This window comes from Agrobacterium radiobacter (assembly GCF_040801995.1).
In the GTDB taxonomy this organism is placed as follows: Bacteria; Pseudomonadota; Alphaproteobacteria; order Rhizobiales; family Rhizobiaceae; genus Agrobacterium; species Agrobacterium radiobacter.
In genome coordinates this window covers 1,186,906-1,205,053 of the sequence record NZ_JBEGHX010000001.1, presented here as the reverse complement: position 1 = coordinate 1,205,053, position 18,148 = coordinate 1,186,906, and the positions used below count along the sequence as shown (strand labels likewise).

At 59.4% G+C, this 18,148-nt stretch carries 19 protein-coding genes; 12 read left to right on the top strand and 7 right to left on the bottom strand.

Going from position 1 to position 18,148, the window contains the following annotated elements; genetic code table 11:
• The first annotated feature begins 299 nt into the window (after positions 1–299).
• Positions 300–1,727 carry a magnesium transporter gene (mgtE, locus tag MRBLRC7O_RS06110; protein WP_003502821.1) on the top strand — a complete coding sequence of 476 codons (1,428 nt, stop codon included), beginning with the start codon at positions 300–302 and terminating at the stop codon, positions 1,725–1,727.
• A 71-nt stretch (positions 1,728–1,798) separates the two neighbouring features.
• On the top strand, positions 1,799–2,185 hold the full coding sequence (locus tag MRBLRC7O_RS06105) for a MerR family transcriptional regulator (RefSeq protein WP_003495942.1): 387 nt from the start codon (positions 1,799–1,801) through the stop codon (positions 2,183–2,185).
• A 154-nt stretch (positions 2,186–2,339) separates the two neighbouring features.
• Here MRBLRC7O_RS06105 and MRBLRC7O_RS06100 read toward each other — a convergent pair whose 3' ends face one another.
• A complete protein-coding gene (locus tag MRBLRC7O_RS06100; protein WP_111820795.1) occupies positions 2,340–3,305 on the bottom strand; it encodes a heparan-alpha-glucosaminide N-acetyltransferase in 966 nt (321 codons plus the stop codon).
• A 93-nt stretch (positions 3,306–3,398) separates the two neighbouring features.
• A complete protein-coding gene (locus tag MRBLRC7O_RS06095) occupies positions 3,399–4,091 on the bottom strand; it encodes a DUF599 domain-containing protein (protein WP_003502819.1) in 693 nt (230 codons plus the stop codon).
• 501 nt (positions 4,092–4,592) lie between these two features.
• Here MRBLRC7O_RS06095 and cobU point away from each other — a divergent pair.
• From cobU to ccoP, 5 genes are all read left to right on the top strand, one after another.
• Positions 4,593–5,114, top strand: coding sequence for a bifunctional adenosylcobinamide kinase/adenosylcobinamide-phosphate guanylyltransferase (gene cobU / locus MRBLRC7O_RS06090; RefSeq protein ID WP_003502816.1), 522 nt, complete (start codon positions 4,593–4,595; stop codon positions 5,112–5,114).
• A gap of 231 nt (positions 5,115–5,345) precedes the next feature.
• The gene (gene ccoN / locus MRBLRC7O_RS06085) at positions 5,346–6,968 is read left to right on the top strand and encodes a cytochrome-c oxidase, cbb3-type subunit I (RefSeq protein WP_003502814.1); all 1,623 of its coding nucleotides are present in this window, start codon (positions 5,346–5,348) and stop codon (positions 6,966–6,968) included.
• Between the two features lie 10 nt (positions 6,969–6,978).
• A complete protein-coding gene (gene ccoO / locus MRBLRC7O_RS06080) occupies positions 6,979–7,710 on the top strand; it encodes a cytochrome-c oxidase, cbb3-type subunit II (RefSeq protein ID WP_003502812.1) in 732 nt (243 codons plus the stop codon).
• A gap of 13 nt (positions 7,711–7,723) precedes the next feature.
• On the top strand, positions 7,724–7,876 hold the full coding sequence (locus MRBLRC7O_RS06075) for a CcoQ/FixQ family Cbb3-type cytochrome c oxidase assembly chaperone (RefSeq protein WP_003502810.1): 153 nt from the start codon (positions 7,724–7,726) through the stop codon (positions 7,874–7,876).
• A 3-nt stretch (positions 7,877–7,879) separates the two neighbouring features.
• Positions 7,880–8,743, top strand: coding sequence for a cytochrome-c oxidase, cbb3-type subunit III (gene ccoP / locus MRBLRC7O_RS06070; RefSeq protein WP_080866139.1), 864 nt, complete (start codon positions 7,880–7,882; stop codon positions 8,741–8,743).
• Between the two features lie 56 nt (positions 8,744–8,799).
• Here ccoP and MRBLRC7O_RS06065 read toward each other — a convergent pair whose 3' ends face one another.
• Genes MRBLRC7O_RS06065 through MRBLRC7O_RS06055 form a run of 3 tightly spaced genes read right to left on the bottom strand, consistent with a single transcriptional unit; the run spans position 8,800 to position 10,034 of the window.
• A complete protein-coding gene (locus MRBLRC7O_RS06065; RefSeq protein ID WP_003502805.1) occupies positions 8,800–9,246 on the bottom strand; it encodes a VOC family protein in 447 nt (148 codons plus the stop codon).
• Positions 9,247–9,262: 16 nt separating this feature from the next.
• Positions 9,263–9,619: a VOC family protein gene (locus MRBLRC7O_RS06060; RefSeq protein ID WP_003502804.1), complete on the bottom strand. Its 357-nt coding sequence runs from the start codon at positions 9,617–9,619 to the stop codon at positions 9,263–9,265.
• Positions 9,620–9,629: 10 nt separating this feature from the next.
• Positions 9,630–10,034 carry an SRPBCC family protein gene (locus MRBLRC7O_RS06055; RefSeq protein ID WP_003502802.1) on the bottom strand — a complete coding sequence of 135 codons (405 nt, stop codon included), beginning with the start codon at positions 10,032–10,034 and terminating at the stop codon, positions 9,630–9,632.
• A gap of 120 nt (positions 10,035–10,154) precedes the next feature.
• Here MRBLRC7O_RS06055 and ccoG point away from each other — a divergent pair, with 120 nt between their 5' ends.
• From ccoG to gndA, 5 genes are all read left to right on the top strand, one after another.
• Positions 10,155–11,738 (top strand): cytochrome c oxidase accessory protein CcoG, encoded by a 1,584-nt coding sequence (ccoG, locus tag MRBLRC7O_RS06050; protein ID WP_003502800.1) that lies wholly within the window; start codon positions 10,155–10,157, stop codon positions 11,736–11,738.
• Entirely contained in the window at positions 11,735–12,235 is a 501-nt protein-coding gene (locus tag MRBLRC7O_RS06045) for a FixH family protein (RefSeq protein ID WP_003502798.1), read from the top strand. The genes ccoG and MRBLRC7O_RS06045 overlap by 4 nt, the downstream gene beginning before the upstream one ends.
• Positions 12,232–14,523: a cation-translocating P-type ATPase gene (locus tag MRBLRC7O_RS06040; RefSeq protein WP_080866138.1), complete on the top strand. Its 2,292-nt coding sequence runs from the start codon at positions 12,232–12,234 to the stop codon at positions 14,521–14,523. The genes MRBLRC7O_RS06045 and MRBLRC7O_RS06040 overlap by 4 nt, the downstream gene beginning before the upstream one ends.
• Entirely contained in the window at positions 14,520–14,678 is a 159-nt protein-coding gene (ccoS, locus tag MRBLRC7O_RS06035; RefSeq protein WP_003502794.1) for a cbb3-type cytochrome oxidase assembly protein CcoS, read from the top strand. Before MRBLRC7O_RS06040 ends, ccoS begins: the two co-directional genes overlap by 4 nt.
• Positions 14,679–14,842: 164 nt before the next feature.
• Positions 14,843–16,273, top strand: coding sequence for an NADP-dependent phosphogluconate dehydrogenase (gene gndA / locus MRBLRC7O_RS06030; RefSeq protein ID WP_003502791.1), 1,431 nt, complete (start codon positions 14,843–14,845; stop codon positions 16,271–16,273).
• Positions 16,274–16,504: 231 nt separating this feature from the next.
• Here the strand turns inward: gndA and MRBLRC7O_RS06025 are convergent, their stop codons facing one another.
• Positions 16,505–16,831: an RcnB family protein gene (locus tag MRBLRC7O_RS06025; RefSeq protein ID WP_003502789.1), complete on the bottom strand. Its 327-nt coding sequence runs from the start codon at positions 16,829–16,831 to the stop codon at positions 16,505–16,507.
• Between the two features lie 176 nt (positions 16,832–17,007).
• Entirely contained in the window at positions 17,008–18,039 is a 1,032-nt protein-coding gene (gene mgrA, locus MRBLRC7O_RS06020; protein ID WP_080866137.1) for an L-glyceraldehyde 3-phosphate reductase, read from the bottom strand.
• Between the last annotated feature and the right edge of the window lie 109 nt (positions 18,040–18,148).

Here is an 18,148-nt window from a genome sequence, read left to right as displayed (position 1 = left end):
TCAATGTCTTAATTGTGCATTGCGGTGAAACCCTTATTTGCCCGTTCGACATTTGAAATGGGAACGGCGTAAAGGGGGTGGACGTTGTCGCAAAGCAAGCTGCAAAGATTGGCTAAACATGCTTGTGGCCGCTGGCTGAGACCCTGCCGGCCAATAGGAAGTGGAATGTTGAATGGATTTTGCGCCGCAGTCGGAAAGCTTGTTCATTTGCCGCTATCCGGTTGTTGACAATATACCTTTTAACGCCATTCTGCCTGCGCATCCGTGCACTGCGGCATTTGAATACGAGGGGACGCCAGATGACAGACCGTGACGACGATCCTGTCGCGCCCGAGGACGTGAAGCCGACAGAAGCGCCCTCCGATATTTACGCCGAAGATGGGTCTGTGCGCTCCGACTTTCTGACGATGGTGGGTGCGGCGATCGCTGACCGCGATCTGCTTTTCCTGCGCAAGAATGTGGCGCGGCTGCACGAATCGGAACTCGGCGACCTCCTGGAATCCATCCTGCCTGAACAGCGCCATGCGCTGGTGCGGCTTCTTGGTTCCGATTTCGACATGACGGCGCTGACCGAGGTGGATGAGGGCATCCGTCTCGATATCGTCGACCAGATGTCGAACGAGCAGATCGCCGCTGGCATCGGCGAGCTGGATTCGGACGACGCCGTCTATATTCTTGAGGACCTCGACGACGAAGACCGCGAGGATATTCTCTCGCAACTGCCGTTCACCGAACGCGTGCGGTTGATGCGGGCGCTGGATTATCCGGAAAGTTCGGCCGGCCGCCGCATGCAGACGGAATTCGTGGCCGTGCCGCCGTTCTGGACCGTGGGGCAGACCATCGATTATCTGCGCGAAGAAGAAGAACTGCCGGAATCGTTTTCGCAAATTTTCGTTATCGATCCCACGTTCAAGCTGGTCGGTGCGCTTGATCTCGATCGCGTGCTGCGCGCTAAGCGTCAGGTGAAGATCGAAACGATCATGCACGAGACCAACCACTCCATTCCGGCCGAGATGGACCAGGAAGAGGCCGCGCAGCTTTTCGAGCAATACGACCTTCTCTCCGCAGCCGTAGTCGATGACAACGGCCGGCTGGTGGGCGTGCTGACCATCGATGACGTGGTGGACGTCATTCAGGAAGAGGCCGAAGAGGATCTGCTGCGCCTTGGCGGTGTCGGTGACGAAGAGCTGTCTGATAGCATTGTCAGCACCTCGCGCTCGCGTGTGCCCTGGCTTGCCGTCAATCTCCTTACCGCCTTTCTGTCCGCCTCGGTCATCAGCCTGTTCGATGCGACGATCCAGCAGATTATCGCTCTGGCGATCCTGATGCCGGCGGTGGCCGGCATGGGCGGCAATGCCGGATCGCAGACCATGACGGTGTCGGTGCGGGCGCTCGCCACCAAAAGCCTCGATATTCACAACGCCGCCCGCATCATCAGGCGCGAGGCGGGTGTGGGTATCCTGAACGGCATGCTGTTCGGTTGCGCCATCGGCATTGTCGCCGGTGTCTGGTTTCAGGATATCCATATCGGTGGCATCATCGCCACGGCCATGTGTCTCAACATGCTGGCGGCGGCGCTGGCGGGCATTCTCATTCCGCTGGTGCTCGACAAGTTCGGAGCGGATCCGGCCGTTTCTTCGGCAGTCTTCGTCACGGCGGTCACCGATATTGTCGGCTTTTTCGCCTTTCTGGGGATCGCGACCTGGTGGTACGGTATTTCCGGATAGGGGAAGCGGGCGAAAATTGACTTTTACGTGAAGGTCAAATAATATTATCCGGTTATGAATCGGATAGGCCCTTGGACAAGTATTATAGCATAACCGAACTGACACGCGAATTCGGTGTTTCCACCCGTACCTTGAGATTTTATGAGGACGAGGGGCTTATTCACCCTGAGCGTCGTGGGCGCACCCGGCTTTTCAGGGCTGCGGACCGCCGCCTCATTCAGGAAATCCTGCGCGGCCGCCGTATCGGTTTCACCATCTCCGAAATTCGCGAAATCATTCACGTCTACAAGGAGCCGCCGGGCGAATCGGGCCAACTGGTGCTTCTGATGAAGAAGGTCGATGAAAAGCGTGCCGATCTCAGGCAAAAACGCAAGGACATCGAGGAGACGCTGGCGGAACTCGACAATGTCGAAGAAGCCTGTCTGACGCGGCTTGCCGAAATCGGCGTGGGGACCTGAACCCCGTCCTGTAGCGGTTTGGCTACTCCGTTAATGTACGTCGCGAATGGCTCTGAAGTCTTTCCACTTTTGCTGCATATGGAACGAGCGGGTTTCGCTCATTTCTTCTCCCCGGCGGGGAGAAGAAATGGATCGTAAGCCCTGACGTTTATCCCTATTGCGCCTCAGCCGTACACTGCTGCGCCACTTCGCTGACCTTCGTCTGCTGATCCGCGCTGAGTTTGCCTTCCATCACCATATCGAACAGGTTTTCGGCCTGCAGCTTCTCCAGCGTGCAGCCGCAGAAACGCTGGCATAGTTCCAGCCCGTTTGCCTGCTCGACGCAGCTTTTTTCACAGCTCGATTTGTACAGCTCGACCTGATCGACAGGCGGAGGCGGAGCGATGAGCGACAGGGTGTAAACGAGGCCGATCAGCACCGGCTGGTGGATGAGGTAAAAGGCGAGGCTGTGGCGGCCGGCGCTGGCGATCAGGTTACGAGGTGAACTCGGGCTTCGAAAGCGATCGAGCCAATCGCGTGGCGTGACGAATTGCGAAACCGCAAGCCCGGCGAGGAAGGGCGCAAGCCAGGGCAGCAGTGGAACATAATCGTTCGAGCGCGGCGGCATGGTGGAAAAACCGATCCAGGCCAGCCATTTTGCGTTGAACAGTTCGGATTGCAGATATTGCGGCAGGATGAAAGCGATCACCGCAAAAAGCAGCGTCACGACTGCAGGGGCTCGCAGGAACAGCAGCCCCACGAGGCTTGCGGCGGCGATATTGTGCAATATACCGAAGAAGATGAAACTGTCCGGAAAGGCAAAATAGGTCGCGACGGTAATGAGCAGCGCCGAACCGGCCACCATCGCAAAACGTTTGCCGAAAGACGGCCAGTTCACGCCCTTGCCATGGGCGAGAAACAGGCTGAAACCGGCCAGAAACAGGAACGAGCTGGCGATGCCGCGCGCATAGAGTTTCCACAGGCCTGTCGTCGCCGTGCCGGGTTCGAGATAGCCGAAATATTCCAGGTTCCATGTGAAGTGATAGGACGCCATGGCGATGAGGGCCAGCCCGCGCAGGGTGTCGAGGCCGCCGATGCGGCCTTTGCGGCGATTTTCGTTTGCGGCTGCGTCTGTGTCCATGTTTCCCGCTTTTTTCAGCTTTTCGAGGGAGCTGACATTCACTTGGATTCGCTCGAAATGACCCGAGGGCTTGGCCCTTGAAGTGCGGCTATTTCAAGGCTGGTTTTCTTCCATGATCGCGCGCCGGGCCTCGGAAAAGAACTGGCGGCGCAACAGCGCCACGATGATGATGACCGTACTGGCAATGAAGACATAGGGGCTGATGAACCAGCCGAGATAACCGATGGACAGAAAGATCGTCCGCAGGCCGTCATTGAAGTTCTTAGCAGCGATGATGTTCATCTTTATGACGTTTTCGGCCGCCCGCTCCGCTGCCTCGCGATCCGCGTTGACATCGTGGACCATGGGGATGGCGCCGAAAAGAATCGTGCAATAGTTGAACAGGCGGTAGGACCAGCCGAATTTGAAGAAGGAGTAACCGAAAAGACAGGTGAGCCCTATGACCTTCAGTTCGAAGGCCGTGCGCCCGGCATAATGCACGAAAGGCATGTCGCGAAACACCGATTCGACCTGTTCGGTCGCGCCCAGAAGAGCGAAACATCCACCGATGGCGAAGATGGAGGTGGAGGCGAAAAAGGCAGTGCCGTTCTGCAGGCCGGCCATGATCTGCGTGTCGATCATCTTCAGGTCGCGCTTCAGCGAATTCATGATCCAGTGGCGACGGCGCTCGGCCATGGCCTGATTGAGGCTGGCTCTCGAAAACAGCCTCGTTCCCGTCGTTACATGGGTATAGATGGCCCATAGCAGGATGAAAACGACGATCGAGATATAGTCCATGACGGTCATCACGGGCAGGCCACCTTGCTGTTTGCGAATCTTCGAAAGCATATTGATTTGAAGGCCATGGCAAGGCAATGGCGGTGACTGCCGTCACTCGATATTCTCCTTCGGCGTTGCGGTTTCATCATTCGTTTTTTCGCTAACTTTCCGGTAACCAAGTCGCTTTATCAATCCACTTGCGGACGACAGGTCTGCCGGTTCCGGGTAAGGTTTTGCGTACCGGTTCCGCGTAAATCCCGGCACGGTCACCCGCCGATTGACAGGATGGCATTTCGCACCTAGCCTTTCATCAGGACCGGTGTTTCCGGTATCCGGGGTAATCAGGGCTTTCCATGTCCCGCATCCTGCGGGCAGGTCTTGTTTCTCCGGTCCGGTATCAGCGGCAGTCCGGCATGAACAACCGGGGGACGCCTTTTTCTACGAATCGTTCCCTTCATGACCGCCTGTCCCTGGCTTGCGTCACCGCAAAGATGCCGGTCCGATTCATTCTTTTCCTTCAGGTTTCCCATGACAGATAAAAACCGCTCCGTTTTCATTCTTGGCGGCGCGCGCTCCGGCAAATCGCGTTTTGCCGAGGAATTTGCGGGAAAATCCGGCGGACGCCTGCATTACCTCGCCACAGGGCGAGCATGGGATGACGAGATGCGCGACCGCATCAGCCATCATCAGGAGCGGCGCGGCGGGGAATGGACCACCCATGAAGCGCCGGTCGATATCGCCGCCGTTCTGCAGCGGCTCGACGACGCGGGAAATGTCATTCTCATCGACTGCCTCACCCTGTGGCTCACCAATCTGATGATGGAGAATGCCGATATCGAGGCTGCCTTCACCGCAGTTGAGGCGGCGATCATATCGTCGCAGGCGACGCTGATATTCGTCTCCAATGAAGTGGGTCTCGGCATCGTGCCCGAAAACCGCATGGCGCGTGAATTCCGCGATCACGCCGGCCGCCTGCATCAGCGAATCGCGGCAATTGCCGGCGAGGTCTATTTTGTCGCCGCCGGGCTGCCCCTGAAGATGAAGGGCTGAGACGACACCCTGGTCGATATCGCCCTGCGTTTTTTGCTTTTACGCAAATTCCTCTCGTAGAGCCGCGCCCTGTTTTGCCAGGGCTGCGACAGCTTTGCATTCTTGATCTGGATCAAGGTGGGCTTTCCCGCGCGGTGGCAATGCTCCAACCGACGCAAAGGCGCGTTCCCGCTCTCCCAGGCGCGTGCCGTGCCTTTCGTCGGTCGGCTTGCACGTTGGGGGAAACCAACAATGAATTACACGTTAGAAACCGCGATCGTGGCCCTCGGGGCCTTTCTCGCGTTGCTCGGGGCAGCCTTTGCCCATGACAGTCTTTTCGCTGCCCATATGTGGGTGCTGTTCTTTACACTTCTGGTCAGCACGGTGCTTCTGCTGCGCCGTGTCTCCTTTGCGCCTGTCGACCAGGCGGCGCGTGCGCGCCTCAAGTCGGAATATTTCGATGAGGTGGTGAAATACGGCGTCATCGCCACCGTGTTCTGGGGTGTCGTCGGTTTTCTGGTGGGTGTCGTGGTGGCGCTGCAACTCGCCTTTCCCGATCTCAACATCGCGCCCTATTTCAATTTCGGCCGCATGCGGCCGCTGCACACATCAGCGGTGATCTTCGCTTTCGGGGGAAATGCGCTGATTGCCACGTCTTTCTACGTGGTGCAGAGAACCTGTCGCGCGCGCCTCTTCGGCGGCAATCTCGGCTGGTTCGTGTTCTGGGGATATAATCTCTTCATCGTCATGGCCGCCACCGGCTACCTGCTCGGTATTACCCAGGGTCGCGAATATGCGGAGCCGGAATGGTATGTCGATATCTGGCTGACCATCGTCTGGGTTGCCTATCTCGTCGCCTTCCTTGGCACGATCTTCATGCGCAAGGAGCCGCATATCTATGTGGCGAACTGGTTCTACCTGGGATTCATCGTAACGATTGCCATGCTGCATATCGTCAATAATCTCGCCATTCCGGTCTCGTTCCTTGGCGTCAAGAGCTACTCGGCCTTTTCGGGCGTGCAGGATGCGCTGACGCAATGGTGGTATGGCCACAATGCCGTCGGCTTCTTCCTCACCGCCGGCTTCCTCGGCATGATGTATTATTTCATTCCGAAGCAGGTGAACCGTCCGGTCTATTCCTACCGCCTGTCGATCATCCACTTCTGGGCGCTGATCTTCATGTATATCTGGGCCGGCCCCCACCATCTGCATTATACCGCGCTGCCGGACTGGGCGCAGACGCTCGGCATGGTGTTCTCGGTCATGCTGTGGATGCCCTCGTGGGGCGGCATGATCAACGGTCTGATGACGCTTTCGGGCGCATGGGACAAGATCCGCACGGACCCTGTCGTGCGCATGATGGTGATGGCCGTTGCCTTCTACGGCATGGCGACCTTCGAGGGTCCGATGATGTCGATCAAGGCCGTCAACTCGCTCAGCCACTATACCGACTGGACCATTGGCCATGTTCATTCCGGCGCACTCGGCTGGAACGGCATGATCACCTTCGGCGCGATCTATTACCTGACGCCGAAACTGTGGGGCAGGGAGCGTCTCTACAGCCTGCAGCTGGTCAACTGGCACTTCTGGCTCGCCACGCTCGGCATCGTCGTCTACGCCGCCGTCATGTGGGTGGCCGGCATCCAGCAGGCGCTGATGTGGCGCGAATATGATAGCCAGGGCTTCCTCGTCTATTCCTTCGCGGAATCGGTCGCAGCGCTGTTCCCCTATTATGTGATGCGTGCATTGGGCGGCCTGATGTTCCTCAGCGGCGCGCTGATCATGGCTTACAACGTCACGATGACCATCCTCGGTCATCAACGCGAGGAGGGCGTCCGCGAGGACGCGGCTCCTTCGCTGCAGCCCGCTGAATAAGGAGAGGCCGATGTCCATACTCGACAAACACGGCGTCATCGAACGCAACGCCACGCTGCTTCTGGTCGGCTCCCTGCTGGTCGTCTCTATCGGCGGCATCGTGGAAATCGCACCGCTCTTCTATCTCGAAAACACCATCGAGAAGGTGGAGGGCATGCGGCCCTACACGCCGCTGGAGTTGGCCGGGCGCAACATCTACATCCGCGAGGGATGTTATGTCTGCCACAGCCAGATGATCCGTCCGTTCCGCGACGAGGTGGAGCGTTACGGGCACTATAGCCTGGCGGCGGAATCCATGTATGACCATCCGTTCCAGTGGGGTTCGAAGCGCACGGGGCCGGACCTCGCGCGCGTCGGTGACCGCTATTCGAACGAATGGCACGTGCAGCATCTGGCCGATCCGCGCTCGGTGGTGCCGGAATCGATCATGCCGTCCTATGCGTTCCTCAAGACCACGCCGCTGAAGATCACCGACGTCTCCATGGAGCTGAAGGCCAACCGCGCCGTTGGTGTGCCCTATAGCGACGAGATGATCGAGAAATCCACGGCCGATCTTGCCGCCCAGGCCGACCCGAATGCGGATTCGTCGGAACTCCTGGCGCGGTATCCCAAGGCGAAGGTGGGCGATTTCGACGGCGATCCAGCCAAGCTCACCGAAATGGATGCGCTGGTCGCCTATCTGCAGATGCTCGGCACGCTGGTCGATTTTTCGACCTATGACGATGCCGCCGGATACCGGTGAGGAGGTGTAAGCCATGGAAACCTACACGGCCATGCGCCATTTCGCCGACAGCTGGGGCCTGCTTGCCATGACCCTGTTCTTCGCCGGCGTCGTCGTTTTCACCCTTCGCCCCGGCTCGAAGAAGGCCGCGGACGATGCCGCCAGCATTCCGCTCAAGGAGGACTAGGATATGTCCGAAAAACACATTGATGACATCAGCGGCGTCGAAACCACCGGCCATGAATGGGACGGTATCCGTGAGCTGAACAATCCCATGCCGCGCTGGTGGGTCTGGACCTTCTACTTCACGATCCTCTGGGCCATCGGCTATACCATCGCCTATCCGGCATGGCCGCTGATCAACGGGGCGACGCAAGGGCTGCTCGGTTGGAGCAGCCGTGGTGAGATCGCCGCCGAAATCGCCGATGCAAAACAGTCGCAGAGCGTTTTTGTCGACAAGATCGCCAAGTCGTCGCTTGCCGATATTCAGGCCGATCCGACCCTGATGCAATTTGCCCTTTCCGGCGGTGCAGCCGCTTTCAAGGTCAATTGCATTCAGTGTCACGGTTCCGGTGCGGAAGGCGGGCAGGGTTATCCCAACCTCAATGATGACGACTGGATGTGGGGCGGCAGCGTTGACGACATCTACACGACGGTGAAGCACGGCATCCGTTTTGCAGATGATGCTGACACGCGCGCGTCGGAAATGCCGGCCTTCGGCGACATTCTCAAGTCGGACGAAATCCGCGAGGTTGCGGCTTACGTCGTCAGCCTGACGGGAAAGCCCGCCAACCCGGCGCTGGTGGAACCCGGCAAGCAGGTCTTTGCCGACAATTGCGCTTCGTGCCACGGCGAGGATGCCAAGGGTAAGCGCGAGTTTGGCGCACCGAACCTCGCCGATGCGATCTGGCTGAAGGCGCATGGAGAAGAGGGCATCGTCGCGCAGATCCGTTCGCCCAAGCATGGCGTCATGCCCGCCTGGGGTGAGCGTCTTGGCGATACGACGGTCAAGCAGTTGGCGATCTTCGTGCATTCGCTTGGTGGGGGCGAGTGAAGCAAGCGGAATGTAAAGAAGGGGCGCCGGGGAGGCGCCCTTTTTTATTGTTTAGATCAGGCGTTTTCCGCCCGTCCATCCGGATATTCGGCTGGTCCCTTCAACTCGATCTTGTTGCCGAAGGGATCACGGAAATAGAACGAATGTCCCATTCCTCTCGCGCCGCCGTGAAAGGCTTCCTGTTCTATCGTGACGTTAAATTTCGCCAGATGTGCGCGAAGCGCATCATGGTTCAGAGGGCCGGTCGCTATGCAGATGTGATCGACATTACGTCCTCCGGCGACGGGCGGAGCAGCCTTTGTGCCACCGGGATGCGTGACATCCCACAGCACGATCAAGGCATTTCCGCACCAGACTTGTTCCATCCCGAGAGCAGGGTAAGAGTAACCATCCCTACAACCCAGCACATTCCGGTAAAAATCGAGCGCCCGCATCATGTCGTCGACGATGAAGACGATATGATCGATACCGACCAACGAAAAAGGCGGCGTTGTCAAAGTCATGACGGGCTCCTGCCAATCAGTTTTTCGACCAGACGGCCAGTTCGTATCCATCCGGATCGGTGAAATGAAAACGGCGTCCGCCGGGAAACTCGAAAAGCGCGACGCTGATCTGGCCGCCGGCGGCCTCGACGCGGCGCTGGGCATCCTCGATATCGGCGGCGTAGAGAATCACGAGCGGCCCGCCTTTGGCCGAGACGGGTGCCGTGGTGGTGAACCCGCCGGTCAGCCGGCCGTCGGAAAATTCGCAATATTGCGGACCGTAATCCTTGAAGGACCAGCCAAAGGCGCCGCCGTAAAATTCCTTGCTGCGCTCGATATCGGTGACGTTGAATTCGACATAGTCGATCCGCCGGTCGTTTGTATTCGTGGTCATCGTTCCTCCATCAGTCCTTTTCGAGCAGCGCCTTCAGCGTTTCGAGATCGGCCGTGATCGCTCTTGCATCCTGCTCGAAATCCTCATCCGTCATATCCTGAAGGCGAAGGAGGGTGAAACTCACCTCCGTACCGCTGCCGTTCGGCGTCACCCGTAGCGCGTTATAAACCTTGATGCCATCCGGCAATGTCACGACATGGTCGATGACGCCGAATTCGTTTGCGGGCGCAAAATTGACGCGCACCTCGCCAAGCGGTCCGCCCTCGGCGATCCAGTCCTCGCCATCGGATTTGAGGCCGCCCGCAAGGCCTGCGGCCCAGCTGGGCATGTTCTGCGGGTCTGAGGCGAAGTCGTAGACCTGGGCCCAGGGTTTTTCGATCGACAGATGAATGATTCTCGACTGCATGACAGGCATTTCATCCTCCCTTGGCGGCGCGTTCCCATACTGCGCCACTTTGTCGTCACTTGATGTAAGTCAAGGATGTTTCACCGGGGAGATGGGAGAAAGCAAGGAGATAAAAACGGACATCTTACCATGAACATCTATCGCGCCGGACAGGACAGCCCGCAACAGCCCGTCGAAAGGCTGGAGGCGGAAGCCGTCAATTCCGCAAAAACGCGCAAACCGCTCTACGAAGCCCGCAAGAAGATTTTTCCCAAGCGCGCGGAAGGTCGGTTCCGGCGGTTCAAATGGCTGGTGATGCTCGTCACCCTCGGCATCTATTATCTGACGCCGTTCCTGCGCTGGGACAGGGGGCCTTATGCACCCGATCAGGCTGTGCTGATCGATATCGCCAACCGGCGCTTTTATTTCTTCTTCATCGAAATCTGGCCGCAGGAGTTCTTTTTCGTTGCGGGATTGCTGGTCATGGCGGGGCTGGGGCTGTTTCTCGTCACCTCAGCCGTGGGGCGCGCATGGTGCGGTTATACCTGTCCACAGACCGTCTGGGTCGATCTGTTTCTGGTGGTTGAACGGGCGATAGAGGGTGACAGGAACGCCCGCATGAAACTGGACGCCGCGCCCCTTACATTCGGCAAATTGCGCAAGCGCGTGCTGAAACATGCGATCTGGCTGGTGATTGGCGTTCTGACCGGCGGCGCCTGGATTTTCTATTTCGCCGATGCGCCGACGCTGGCGATGCAGTTCATGACGGGGCAGGCGCCGATGATCGCCTATTCGACCGTCGCCACGCTTACCGCCACCACCTATGTTTTCGGTGGGCTGATGCGGGAGCAGGTCTGTACCTACATGTGTCCCTGGCCACGCATCCAGGCGGCGATGCTGGATGAGAATTCGCTTGTTGTCACCTATAATGACTGGCGCGGCGAACCGCGCTCGCGGCACGCCAAAAAAGCCGCTGCGGCGGGCGAGAGCATCGGCGATTGCGTCGATTGCAACGCCTGTGTCGCCGTCTGTCCCATGGGCATAGACATCAGGGACGGGCAGCAGCTGGAATGCATCACCTGCGCGCTCTGCATCGACGCCTGCGACGGGGTGATGGACAAGATCGGCAAACCGCGCGGGCTGATCGCCTATGCGACGCTTGCGGAATACCAGTCCAACATGGCGCTGGCGACCGGCAACGGAACGCACGCCATCCGGCCTGCCAATGTGCGCGAGGAGGATGGCAGCTTCAGGAAGAGCATCCGCCACTTCAACTGGCGCATCGTCTTCCGGCCGCGCACGCTGCTTTATACGGCCATCTGGTCGGCGGTCGGCATCGGCATGCTGTTTGCGCTGGTGACGCGCGAGCGGCTGGCGCTCAACGTCCTGCACGACCGCAATCCGCAATATGTGCTGGAATCGAACGGTTCGATCCGCAACGGCTATACCGTGCGCATTCTCAACATGGTGCCGCAGCCGCGCACGATGAGCCTCACGATCGAGGGCATCCCGAATGCGGTGATGAAGATAAACGGCATGCCGGATACGGCCTCGCGCACTTTCGACGTCACGGTCGAGCCGGATGAGGCGACGACGCTGAAGGTCTTCGTCACCCTGCCGGGCAAGGATGTCGCGCGCACGGCTGAAAATTTCGAGTTCATCGTCAGCGATACGGGCGGCCATGAGACGGCCCGTTACGATGCTGTCTTCAACGCTCCGGGAGTGAAAAAATGACCGTGAACAATCGCCAGACACCCGGCTTCATTTTTACCGGCTGGCACATGCTTGGCGTCATGCTGCTGTTCTTCGGCACCATCATCACCGTTAACATGATCATGGCCTGGAATGCGGTGAACAGCTGGAGCGGGCTTGTCGTGCCCAATACCTATGTCGCCAGCCAGCAGTTCAACGCCAAGGCGGAAGCCGCCAAGGCACGGGCTGCGACCGGCATCAAGGGCAAGCTCGTGGTGGACGAACAGACCGTACGCTACGAGGTTTTCCATCCCGACACCGGCCCCGTCGATACGGATACGGTGACGGCGCATTTCCGCCGGCCGGTCGGTGAAAGCCAGAATTTCGACATGGAGCTCACCCCGCTGTCCACCGGCGTCTTCACCGGCGCGCATGACATGCTGCCGGGGCAATGGATCGTCGAGGTCACCGCCGTCAAGGATGGCCGGATCATCGTGCATGAGGGGACGCGGATCGCCGTCATCAGGGGGCGCAAATGAGCTGCTGCGCACCGGGAACGGAAGGCTCGCTGCAGCTTGGCGAGCCGGTCAATCCGCCATCGTCGGAGGAATTGCTGCTGGCGAGCCGCGAGCTGGGGCAGGGGCTGCGGCAGACTGATCTCAGCGTGCCGGATGTCTATTGCGGCGCCTGCATGACCACCATCGAAACCGCGCTTGGCCGTCTCCGCCAAGTGGAGCGGGCGCGCGTGAACCTGTCGTCCAAACGCGTCGCAATCGTCTGGAAGGAAGAGGTCGATGGCGTCAGGACCGATCCTTCCGATCTCGCCCGCGCCATTCTTTCGACCGGATATCGCACGCATCTTTTCGCCAGCGGTCAGGATGCTTCCGACGCCTTGCGTTCGCAATTGATCAGGGCGGTGGCGCTGTGCGGTTTTGCCTCCGCCAATATCATGCTCCTTTCCGTCTCCGTCTGGTCAGGCGCGGATGCGGCGACACGCGACATGTTCCACTGGATTTCGGCGATGATCGCCGCGCCGGCGCTGATCTATGGTGGCCGCTTCTTTTACCAGTCGGCCTGGAATGCGCTGAAACACGGCCGCACCAACATGGATGTGCCGATCGCACTTGCCATCACGCTCTCCTATGCCGTTTCGCTGTGGGAAACGATCCATCACGGTGAACATGCGTGGTTCGACGCGACCGTGTCGCTGCTGTTCTTCCTGCTGATCGGCCGCACGCTTGACCATATCATGCGCGACAAGGCGCGTTCGGCCATTGCCGGGCTTGCAAGGCTTTCGCCGCGCGGCGCGACCGTGATCGGTGAGGATGGAACGCGGGAATACCGCCAGCTTGCCGATGTCCAACCCGGAATGTCGATTGCGATCGCCGCCGGGGACCGTGTGGCGGTGGATGCCGTGGTCGTCTCCGGCAGCAGTGATCTCGACATGTCCATCGTCAATGGCGAAAGCGCACCGTGCCGCGTTACGGCAGGTGACAGCCTGCAGGCCGGTACGCTCAACCTCACCGGTTCGCTGATCGCGCGGGTAACCGCCTCGGCAAAGGAGTCCTTCCTGTCGGAGGTGATCGGGCTTATGGAGGCGGCCGAAGGCGGCCGGGCGCGGTATCGGCGTATCGCAGATCGCGCCGCGAGCTATTATTCGCCCGTCGTGCATCTTCTCGCGCTGGTGACATTTCTTGGCTGGGGCTTTTTCGGCGGCGACTGGAAACAGGCGATGCTGATCGCCATTGCGGTTCTCATCATAACCTGCCCCTGTGCGCTTGGCCTTGCCGTTCCCGTCGTGCAGGTGGTGGCCGCAGGAAGGCTCTTCCGGCACGGCATCATGGTCAAGGAAGGCTCGGCCATGGAGCGGCTGGCCGAAATCGATACCGTGCTGTTCGACAAGACCGGCACCCTGACCGTTGGAAAGCCGAGACTGGTCGAGACAGGCGATGTGAAGCCGGCCACCATGGCGATTGCTGCGGGGCTTGCCGCCCATTCGCGCCACCCCCTCTCGAAAGCCCTGCATGCCGCCTATAACGGTGCCATGCCGACCTATGAGACGGTGCGGGAAATTCCGGGCTCCGGCGTCGAGGCCGAGACGGAAGCCGGAACCTACCGGCTCGGCAATCGCCGTTTCGCCTGCCCCGATGAAGCGGGCGTCGACAATGGCGATGCGCGGTCGGAAGTCGTGCTGTCCCTTGACGGCCGGCATCTGGCGAGCTTCGGCTTCGAGGACAATCCGTGCGCGGGTGCGGTTGCGGCATTGCGCAGCCTCTCAGTGCGTGGCCTCGTGCAGGAAATCGTCTCGGGTGACCGGGCGGCGGCTGTCAGCGCCATGGCGCAGCGGCTGGGGATCGGCAACTGGAGTGCAGACCTTTCGCCGAGGGACAAGGCGGCCCGCTGCGCTGCGCTCGCTGGCGAGGGTCGCAGAGTGCTGATGGTGGGAGATGGTATCAATGATGCGCCGGCTCTTGCCGCCGCCCATGTTTCCATGGCGCCCGCCACCGCCGCCGATATCGGCCGGCAGGCTGCCGATTTCGTGTTCATGCAGGAGGATCTCGATGCGGTGCCCTTTGCGATCGAGACGTCGCAGCGGGCAGGAAGGCTCATCCGGCAGAACTTCGCTCTCGCCATCGGCTACAATGTCATCGCCGTGCCGATTGCGATTGCCGGTTATGCGACGCCGATGATCGCGGCCATCGCCATGTCGACATCCTCGCTGATCGTCGTCGCCAATGCGTTGCGTCTTGCCGGCACGGCTGAAACCGTGCGCTCTCGGAACGACGTTAAAACAGGATTTGCGGGAGAGGGGGCGCAACTGGCATGAACATGCTGATCTATCTCATTCCCGTCGCGCTGTTTCTAGGTGCGCTCGGCCTTTTCGCCTTCCTCTGGTCGGTGCGCTCTGGCCAGTATGAGGATATGGACGGGGCCGCCTGGCGTGCACTGGATGACGGTGACGACCGACCCCGGCGATCATAAGAGGCGAGGCGAGCTTGTCGTTTCGAGTCGGCCCTGACCTGTCGCAAATATGCAAAGCTGATTTGCGTCATCAAAATTTAATCGTTTCAGTCGCGGCTAGCCTTGCCGTTTGTTCATTACAGTGCCACAACACGACCACCTAAAAGCAAGATGGAGGCACATCCGTGGAACAGGCAGAAATCGGTTTGATCGGTCTCGGCGTCATGGGCTCGAACCTGGCGTTGAACATCGCGGAAAAGGGCAACAAGATTGCCGTATTCAACCGAACCCCTGAAGCGACGAAAAAATTCTACGCTGAAGCCGGGGACTTGCAGGGACAGCTGATCCCTTGCGAAACCATCGAGGAATTCGTCGCCGCCATTCGTCCTCCGCGCCCGATCATCATCATGATCAAGGCTGGTGACCCTGTCGACCAGCAGATGGAAATCCTTAAACCCCATCTTTCTAACGGCGACATCATGATCGATGCGGGCAATGCGAATTTCCGCGATACGATCCGCCGTTTCGACAATCTGAAGGATAGCGGCCTGACCTTTATCGGCATGGGTGTTTCCGGCGGCGAAGAAGGTGCCCGTCATGGACCGTCGATCATGGTTGGCGGCACCGAGGATAGCTGGAAGCGCGTCGAGAAGGTGCTGACCTCCATTTCCGCCAAGTACAACGATGATCCGTGCGTGGCATGGCTCGGCAATGACGGCGCCGGCCATTTCGTCAAGACGATCCATAACGGCATCGAATATGCCGACATGCAGATGATCGCCGAAATCTACGGCATCCTGCGTGACGGCCTTGGCATGAGCGCAGTCGAAATCGCCGACGTGTTCGCCGAATGGAACAAGGGCCGTCTGAACTCCTACCTGATCGAAATCACCGAGAAGGTTCTGCGCGCCGCCGATCCGATCACCGGTAAGCCGATGGTCGATCTGATCCTCGACAAGGCCGGCCAGAAGGGCACCGGCAAGTGGTCGGTCATCGAGGCGCAGAACATGGGCGTCGCCGCAACCGCCATCGAGGCGGCCGTGGCTGCCCGTATTCTCTCCTCGCAGAAGGACGAGCGCGAAGCTGCCGAGAAGATCTTCGGTCTACCGACCGTTGCACCGGCACCCGCTGACAAAAAGGCCTTCATCGCCGATCTCGAAAGCGCGCTTCTGGCCGCCAAGGTCGGCGCCTATGCGCAGGGCTTCGCCATCATGTCGGCCGCATCGAAGGAGTTCAACTGGAACCTGCCGATGCCGACGATCGCCCGCATCTGGCGCGCCGGCTGCATCATCCGCTCGGAATTCCTCGATGAGATCACCTCGGCCTTCACCAAGGACCCGCATGTGGCCAACCTCATCGTGACGCCGGCCTTCTCCGGCATCGTCAAGGATACCGACGCACCGCTGCGCCGTGTTGTTTCCTATGCCGTTCTCTCCGGCCTGCCGGTTTCGGCACTGGCTTCGGCGCTTGGCTATTTCGACGCCTATCGCCGTGGTCGCGGCAGCGCCAACCTCATCCAGGCGCAACGCGACTTCTTCGGCGCACATGGTTTCGAACGCACCGACGGCGTCGACAAGCCGCATGGCCCGTGGGGCAGCGGCGCCGATATCTTCTGATCGGCTGAAACTATAAACGACAAAAGGGTCGGCTTTGAGCCGACCCTTTTTGCTTGGTGGATATGTCGAAACCTCTCCGTCATTCTCGGGCTTGACCCGAGAATCCACAACCCATTGCGATCAATGGATCCTCGGGTCAAGCCCGGGGATGACGTCGAATTTGGAGCGATATTCGCAAGAATTATCAGGCCCGCCTAAGCGGGCCTTTTCCACGGCATCCGATGATTTCACTCAGCGTGCGGCAGAGAGGCCGACGATCAAGCCGGTGACGGCGTTGATGAGCAGGAACTGGTTGTCGACGCGCACCCAGCGCTGGTCACGGCGCGGCTCGGCAAGACGGTAGCGGCGATAGTCGCGGCGGTCGACCGTGTGACGGCGTTCGCCTGCAGACAGGCGCTGGCCGCGATCCCAGCGGTGCTTCTTGACGATGACCTTTTTCGTGGTGATCTGGCGCTCGACGGTAACACCACGGTGGCGATCGTCATGACGGCTCTGTGCCTGCGCCATCGGAGCAGCGAGAACGGTGGCAGCCAGAAGAATGGTGATGAACTTTTTCATGAATGTTTCCTCGTGTTTCGATGAGGAGAACTTACGAATAAACGAATGAACGGAAACTGAATTTAAAATTACATTTATGTAATGGTTGTTAATGGTTAGGAGCGTGAGTTAATCTTTTATTTTGAGTTTTTCGGGGTAGCCAGACCGCCCGGCGGAACCGGGCGGTCTCTTCTGCATCAGACGCGTTCGGCGGATTTTGCCCAGAGATTGATATCCGCTTCCTTGGCGTAACCGTCGATTTCCGCAAGCTCTTCGGCCGTGAAATCCGGCCGGTCGAGTGCCTTCACGCAATCCTCAACCTGTTCGACGCGGCTTGCCCCGATCAGCGCCGAGGTGATGCGGCCGCCGCGCAGAACCCAGGCAATCGCCATCTGCGCCAGCGTCTGGCCGCGCCGCTCGGCAATGCCGTTGAGCGCCCGGATGTTCTCGACGTTGCGTTCGTTGAGGAAGGCCGGGTTCAGCGACTTGCGCTGCGCCGCGCGGCTGCCATCAGGCACGCCGCCGAGATATTTCGTCGTCAGCATGCCTTGCGCCAGCGGCGAGAAGACGATGGAGCCGATGCCCAGTTCTTCCAGCGTATCGACGAGACCATCCTCCTCGATCCAGCGGTTGATCATCGAATAGCTCGGCTGGTGGATGATGCAGGGCGTGCCGAGGTCCTTCAGGATGGCGGCGGCCTCACGGGTGCGCTTCGAGTTGTAGGACGAGATGCCGACATAAAGCGCCTTGCCCGAGCGCACGATCTGGTCCAGCGCGCCACAGGTTTCCTCAAGCGGCGTGTTGGGGTCGAAACGGTGGGAATAGAAGATATCGACGTAATCCAGACCCATGCGCTTCAGGCTCTGGTCGCAGGAGGCGATTACGTATTTGCGGCTGCCCCATTCGCCATAGGGGCCGGGCCACATGTTGTAACCGGCCTTGGAGGAGATGATCATCTCGTCGCGATAACCTCTGAAATCCGTCTTCAGGATTTCACCGAAGGCGGTTTCGGCGCTGCCGGGCGGCGGGCCGTAATTATTGGCGAGATCGAAATGGGTGATGCCGAGATCGAAGGCGCGGCGGCAGATGGCCTGTTTCGTCTGGTGCGGCGTGTCGTTGCCGAAATTGTGCCAGAGGCCGAGCGAAATCGCCGGCAGTTTCAGGCCGGTCTTGCCGCAATGATTATATTTCATGGACGCGTATCGGTTTTCGGCCGGTTGCCAAACCATGGGTCTTCCTCCACTTGCTGATGACTGGCTGCCGGAGAACCCGGCAACTTTTTGAAGCGATGAAAACAGGCGCAGGTTCACCTGTCATTCCCGAGAGGGATGGTTATGC

Coding starts and splice junctions, on each gene's coding strand:
- MRBLRC7O_RS06040 (WP_080866138.1), top strand. CDS start 12,232: ATGAGCTGCTGCGCACCGGGAACGGAAGGCTCGCTGCAGCTTGGCGAG.
- MRBLRC7O_RS06025 (WP_003502789.1), bottom strand. CDS start 16,831: ATGAAAAAGTTCATCACCATTCTTCTGGCTGCCACCGTTCTCGCTGCT.
- cobU (WP_003502816.1), top strand. CDS start 4,593: ATGACAGATAAAAACCGCTCCGTTTTCATTCTTGGCGGCGCGCGCTCC.
- mgrA (WP_080866137.1), bottom strand. CDS start 18,039: ATGGTTTGGCAACCGGCCGAAAACCGATACGCGTCCATGAAATATAAT.
- ccoP (WP_080866139.1), top strand. CDS start 7,880: ATGTCCGAAAAACACATTGATGACATCAGCGGCGTCGAAACCACCGGC.
- MRBLRC7O_RS06075 (WP_003502810.1), top strand. CDS start 7,724: ATGGAAACCTACACGGCCATGCGCCATTTCGCCGACAGCTGGGGCCTG.
- ccoS (WP_003502794.1), top strand. CDS start 14,520: ATGAACATGCTGATCTATCTCATTCCCGTCGCGCTGTTTCTAGGTGCG.
- MRBLRC7O_RS06095 (WP_003502819.1), bottom strand. CDS start 4,091: ATGACCGTCATGGACTATATCTCGATCGTCGTTTTCATCCTGCTATGG.
- MRBLRC7O_RS06065 (WP_003502805.1), bottom strand. CDS start 9,246: ATGACTTTGACAACGCCGCCTTTTTCGTTGGTCGGTATCGATCATATC.
- ccoO (WP_003502812.1), top strand. CDS start 6,979: ATGTCCATACTCGACAAACACGGCGTCATCGAACGCAACGCCACGCTG.
- MRBLRC7O_RS06055 (WP_003502802.1), bottom strand. CDS start 10,034: ATGCCTGTCATGCAGTCGAGAATCATTCATCTGTCGATCGAAAAACCC.
- MRBLRC7O_RS06060 (WP_003502804.1), bottom strand. CDS start 9,619: ATGACCACGAATACAAACGACCGGCGGATCGACTATGTCGAATTCAAC.
- ccoG (WP_003502800.1), top strand. CDS start 10,155: ATGAACATCTATCGCGCCGGACAGGACAGCCCGCAACAGCCCGTCGAA.
- ccoN (WP_003502814.1), top strand. CDS start 5,346: ATGAATTACACGTTAGAAACCGCGATCGTGGCCCTCGGGGCCTTTCTC.
- mgtE (WP_003502821.1), top strand. CDS start 300: ATGACAGACCGTGACGACGATCCTGTCGCGCCCGAGGACGTGAAGCCG.
- MRBLRC7O_RS06045 (WP_003502798.1), top strand. CDS start 11,735: ATGACCGTGAACAATCGCCAGACACCCGGCTTCATTTTTACCGGCTGG.
- MRBLRC7O_RS06100 (WP_111820795.1), bottom strand. CDS start 3,305: ATGGACACAGACGCAGCCGCAAACGAAAATCGCCGCAAAGGCCGCATC.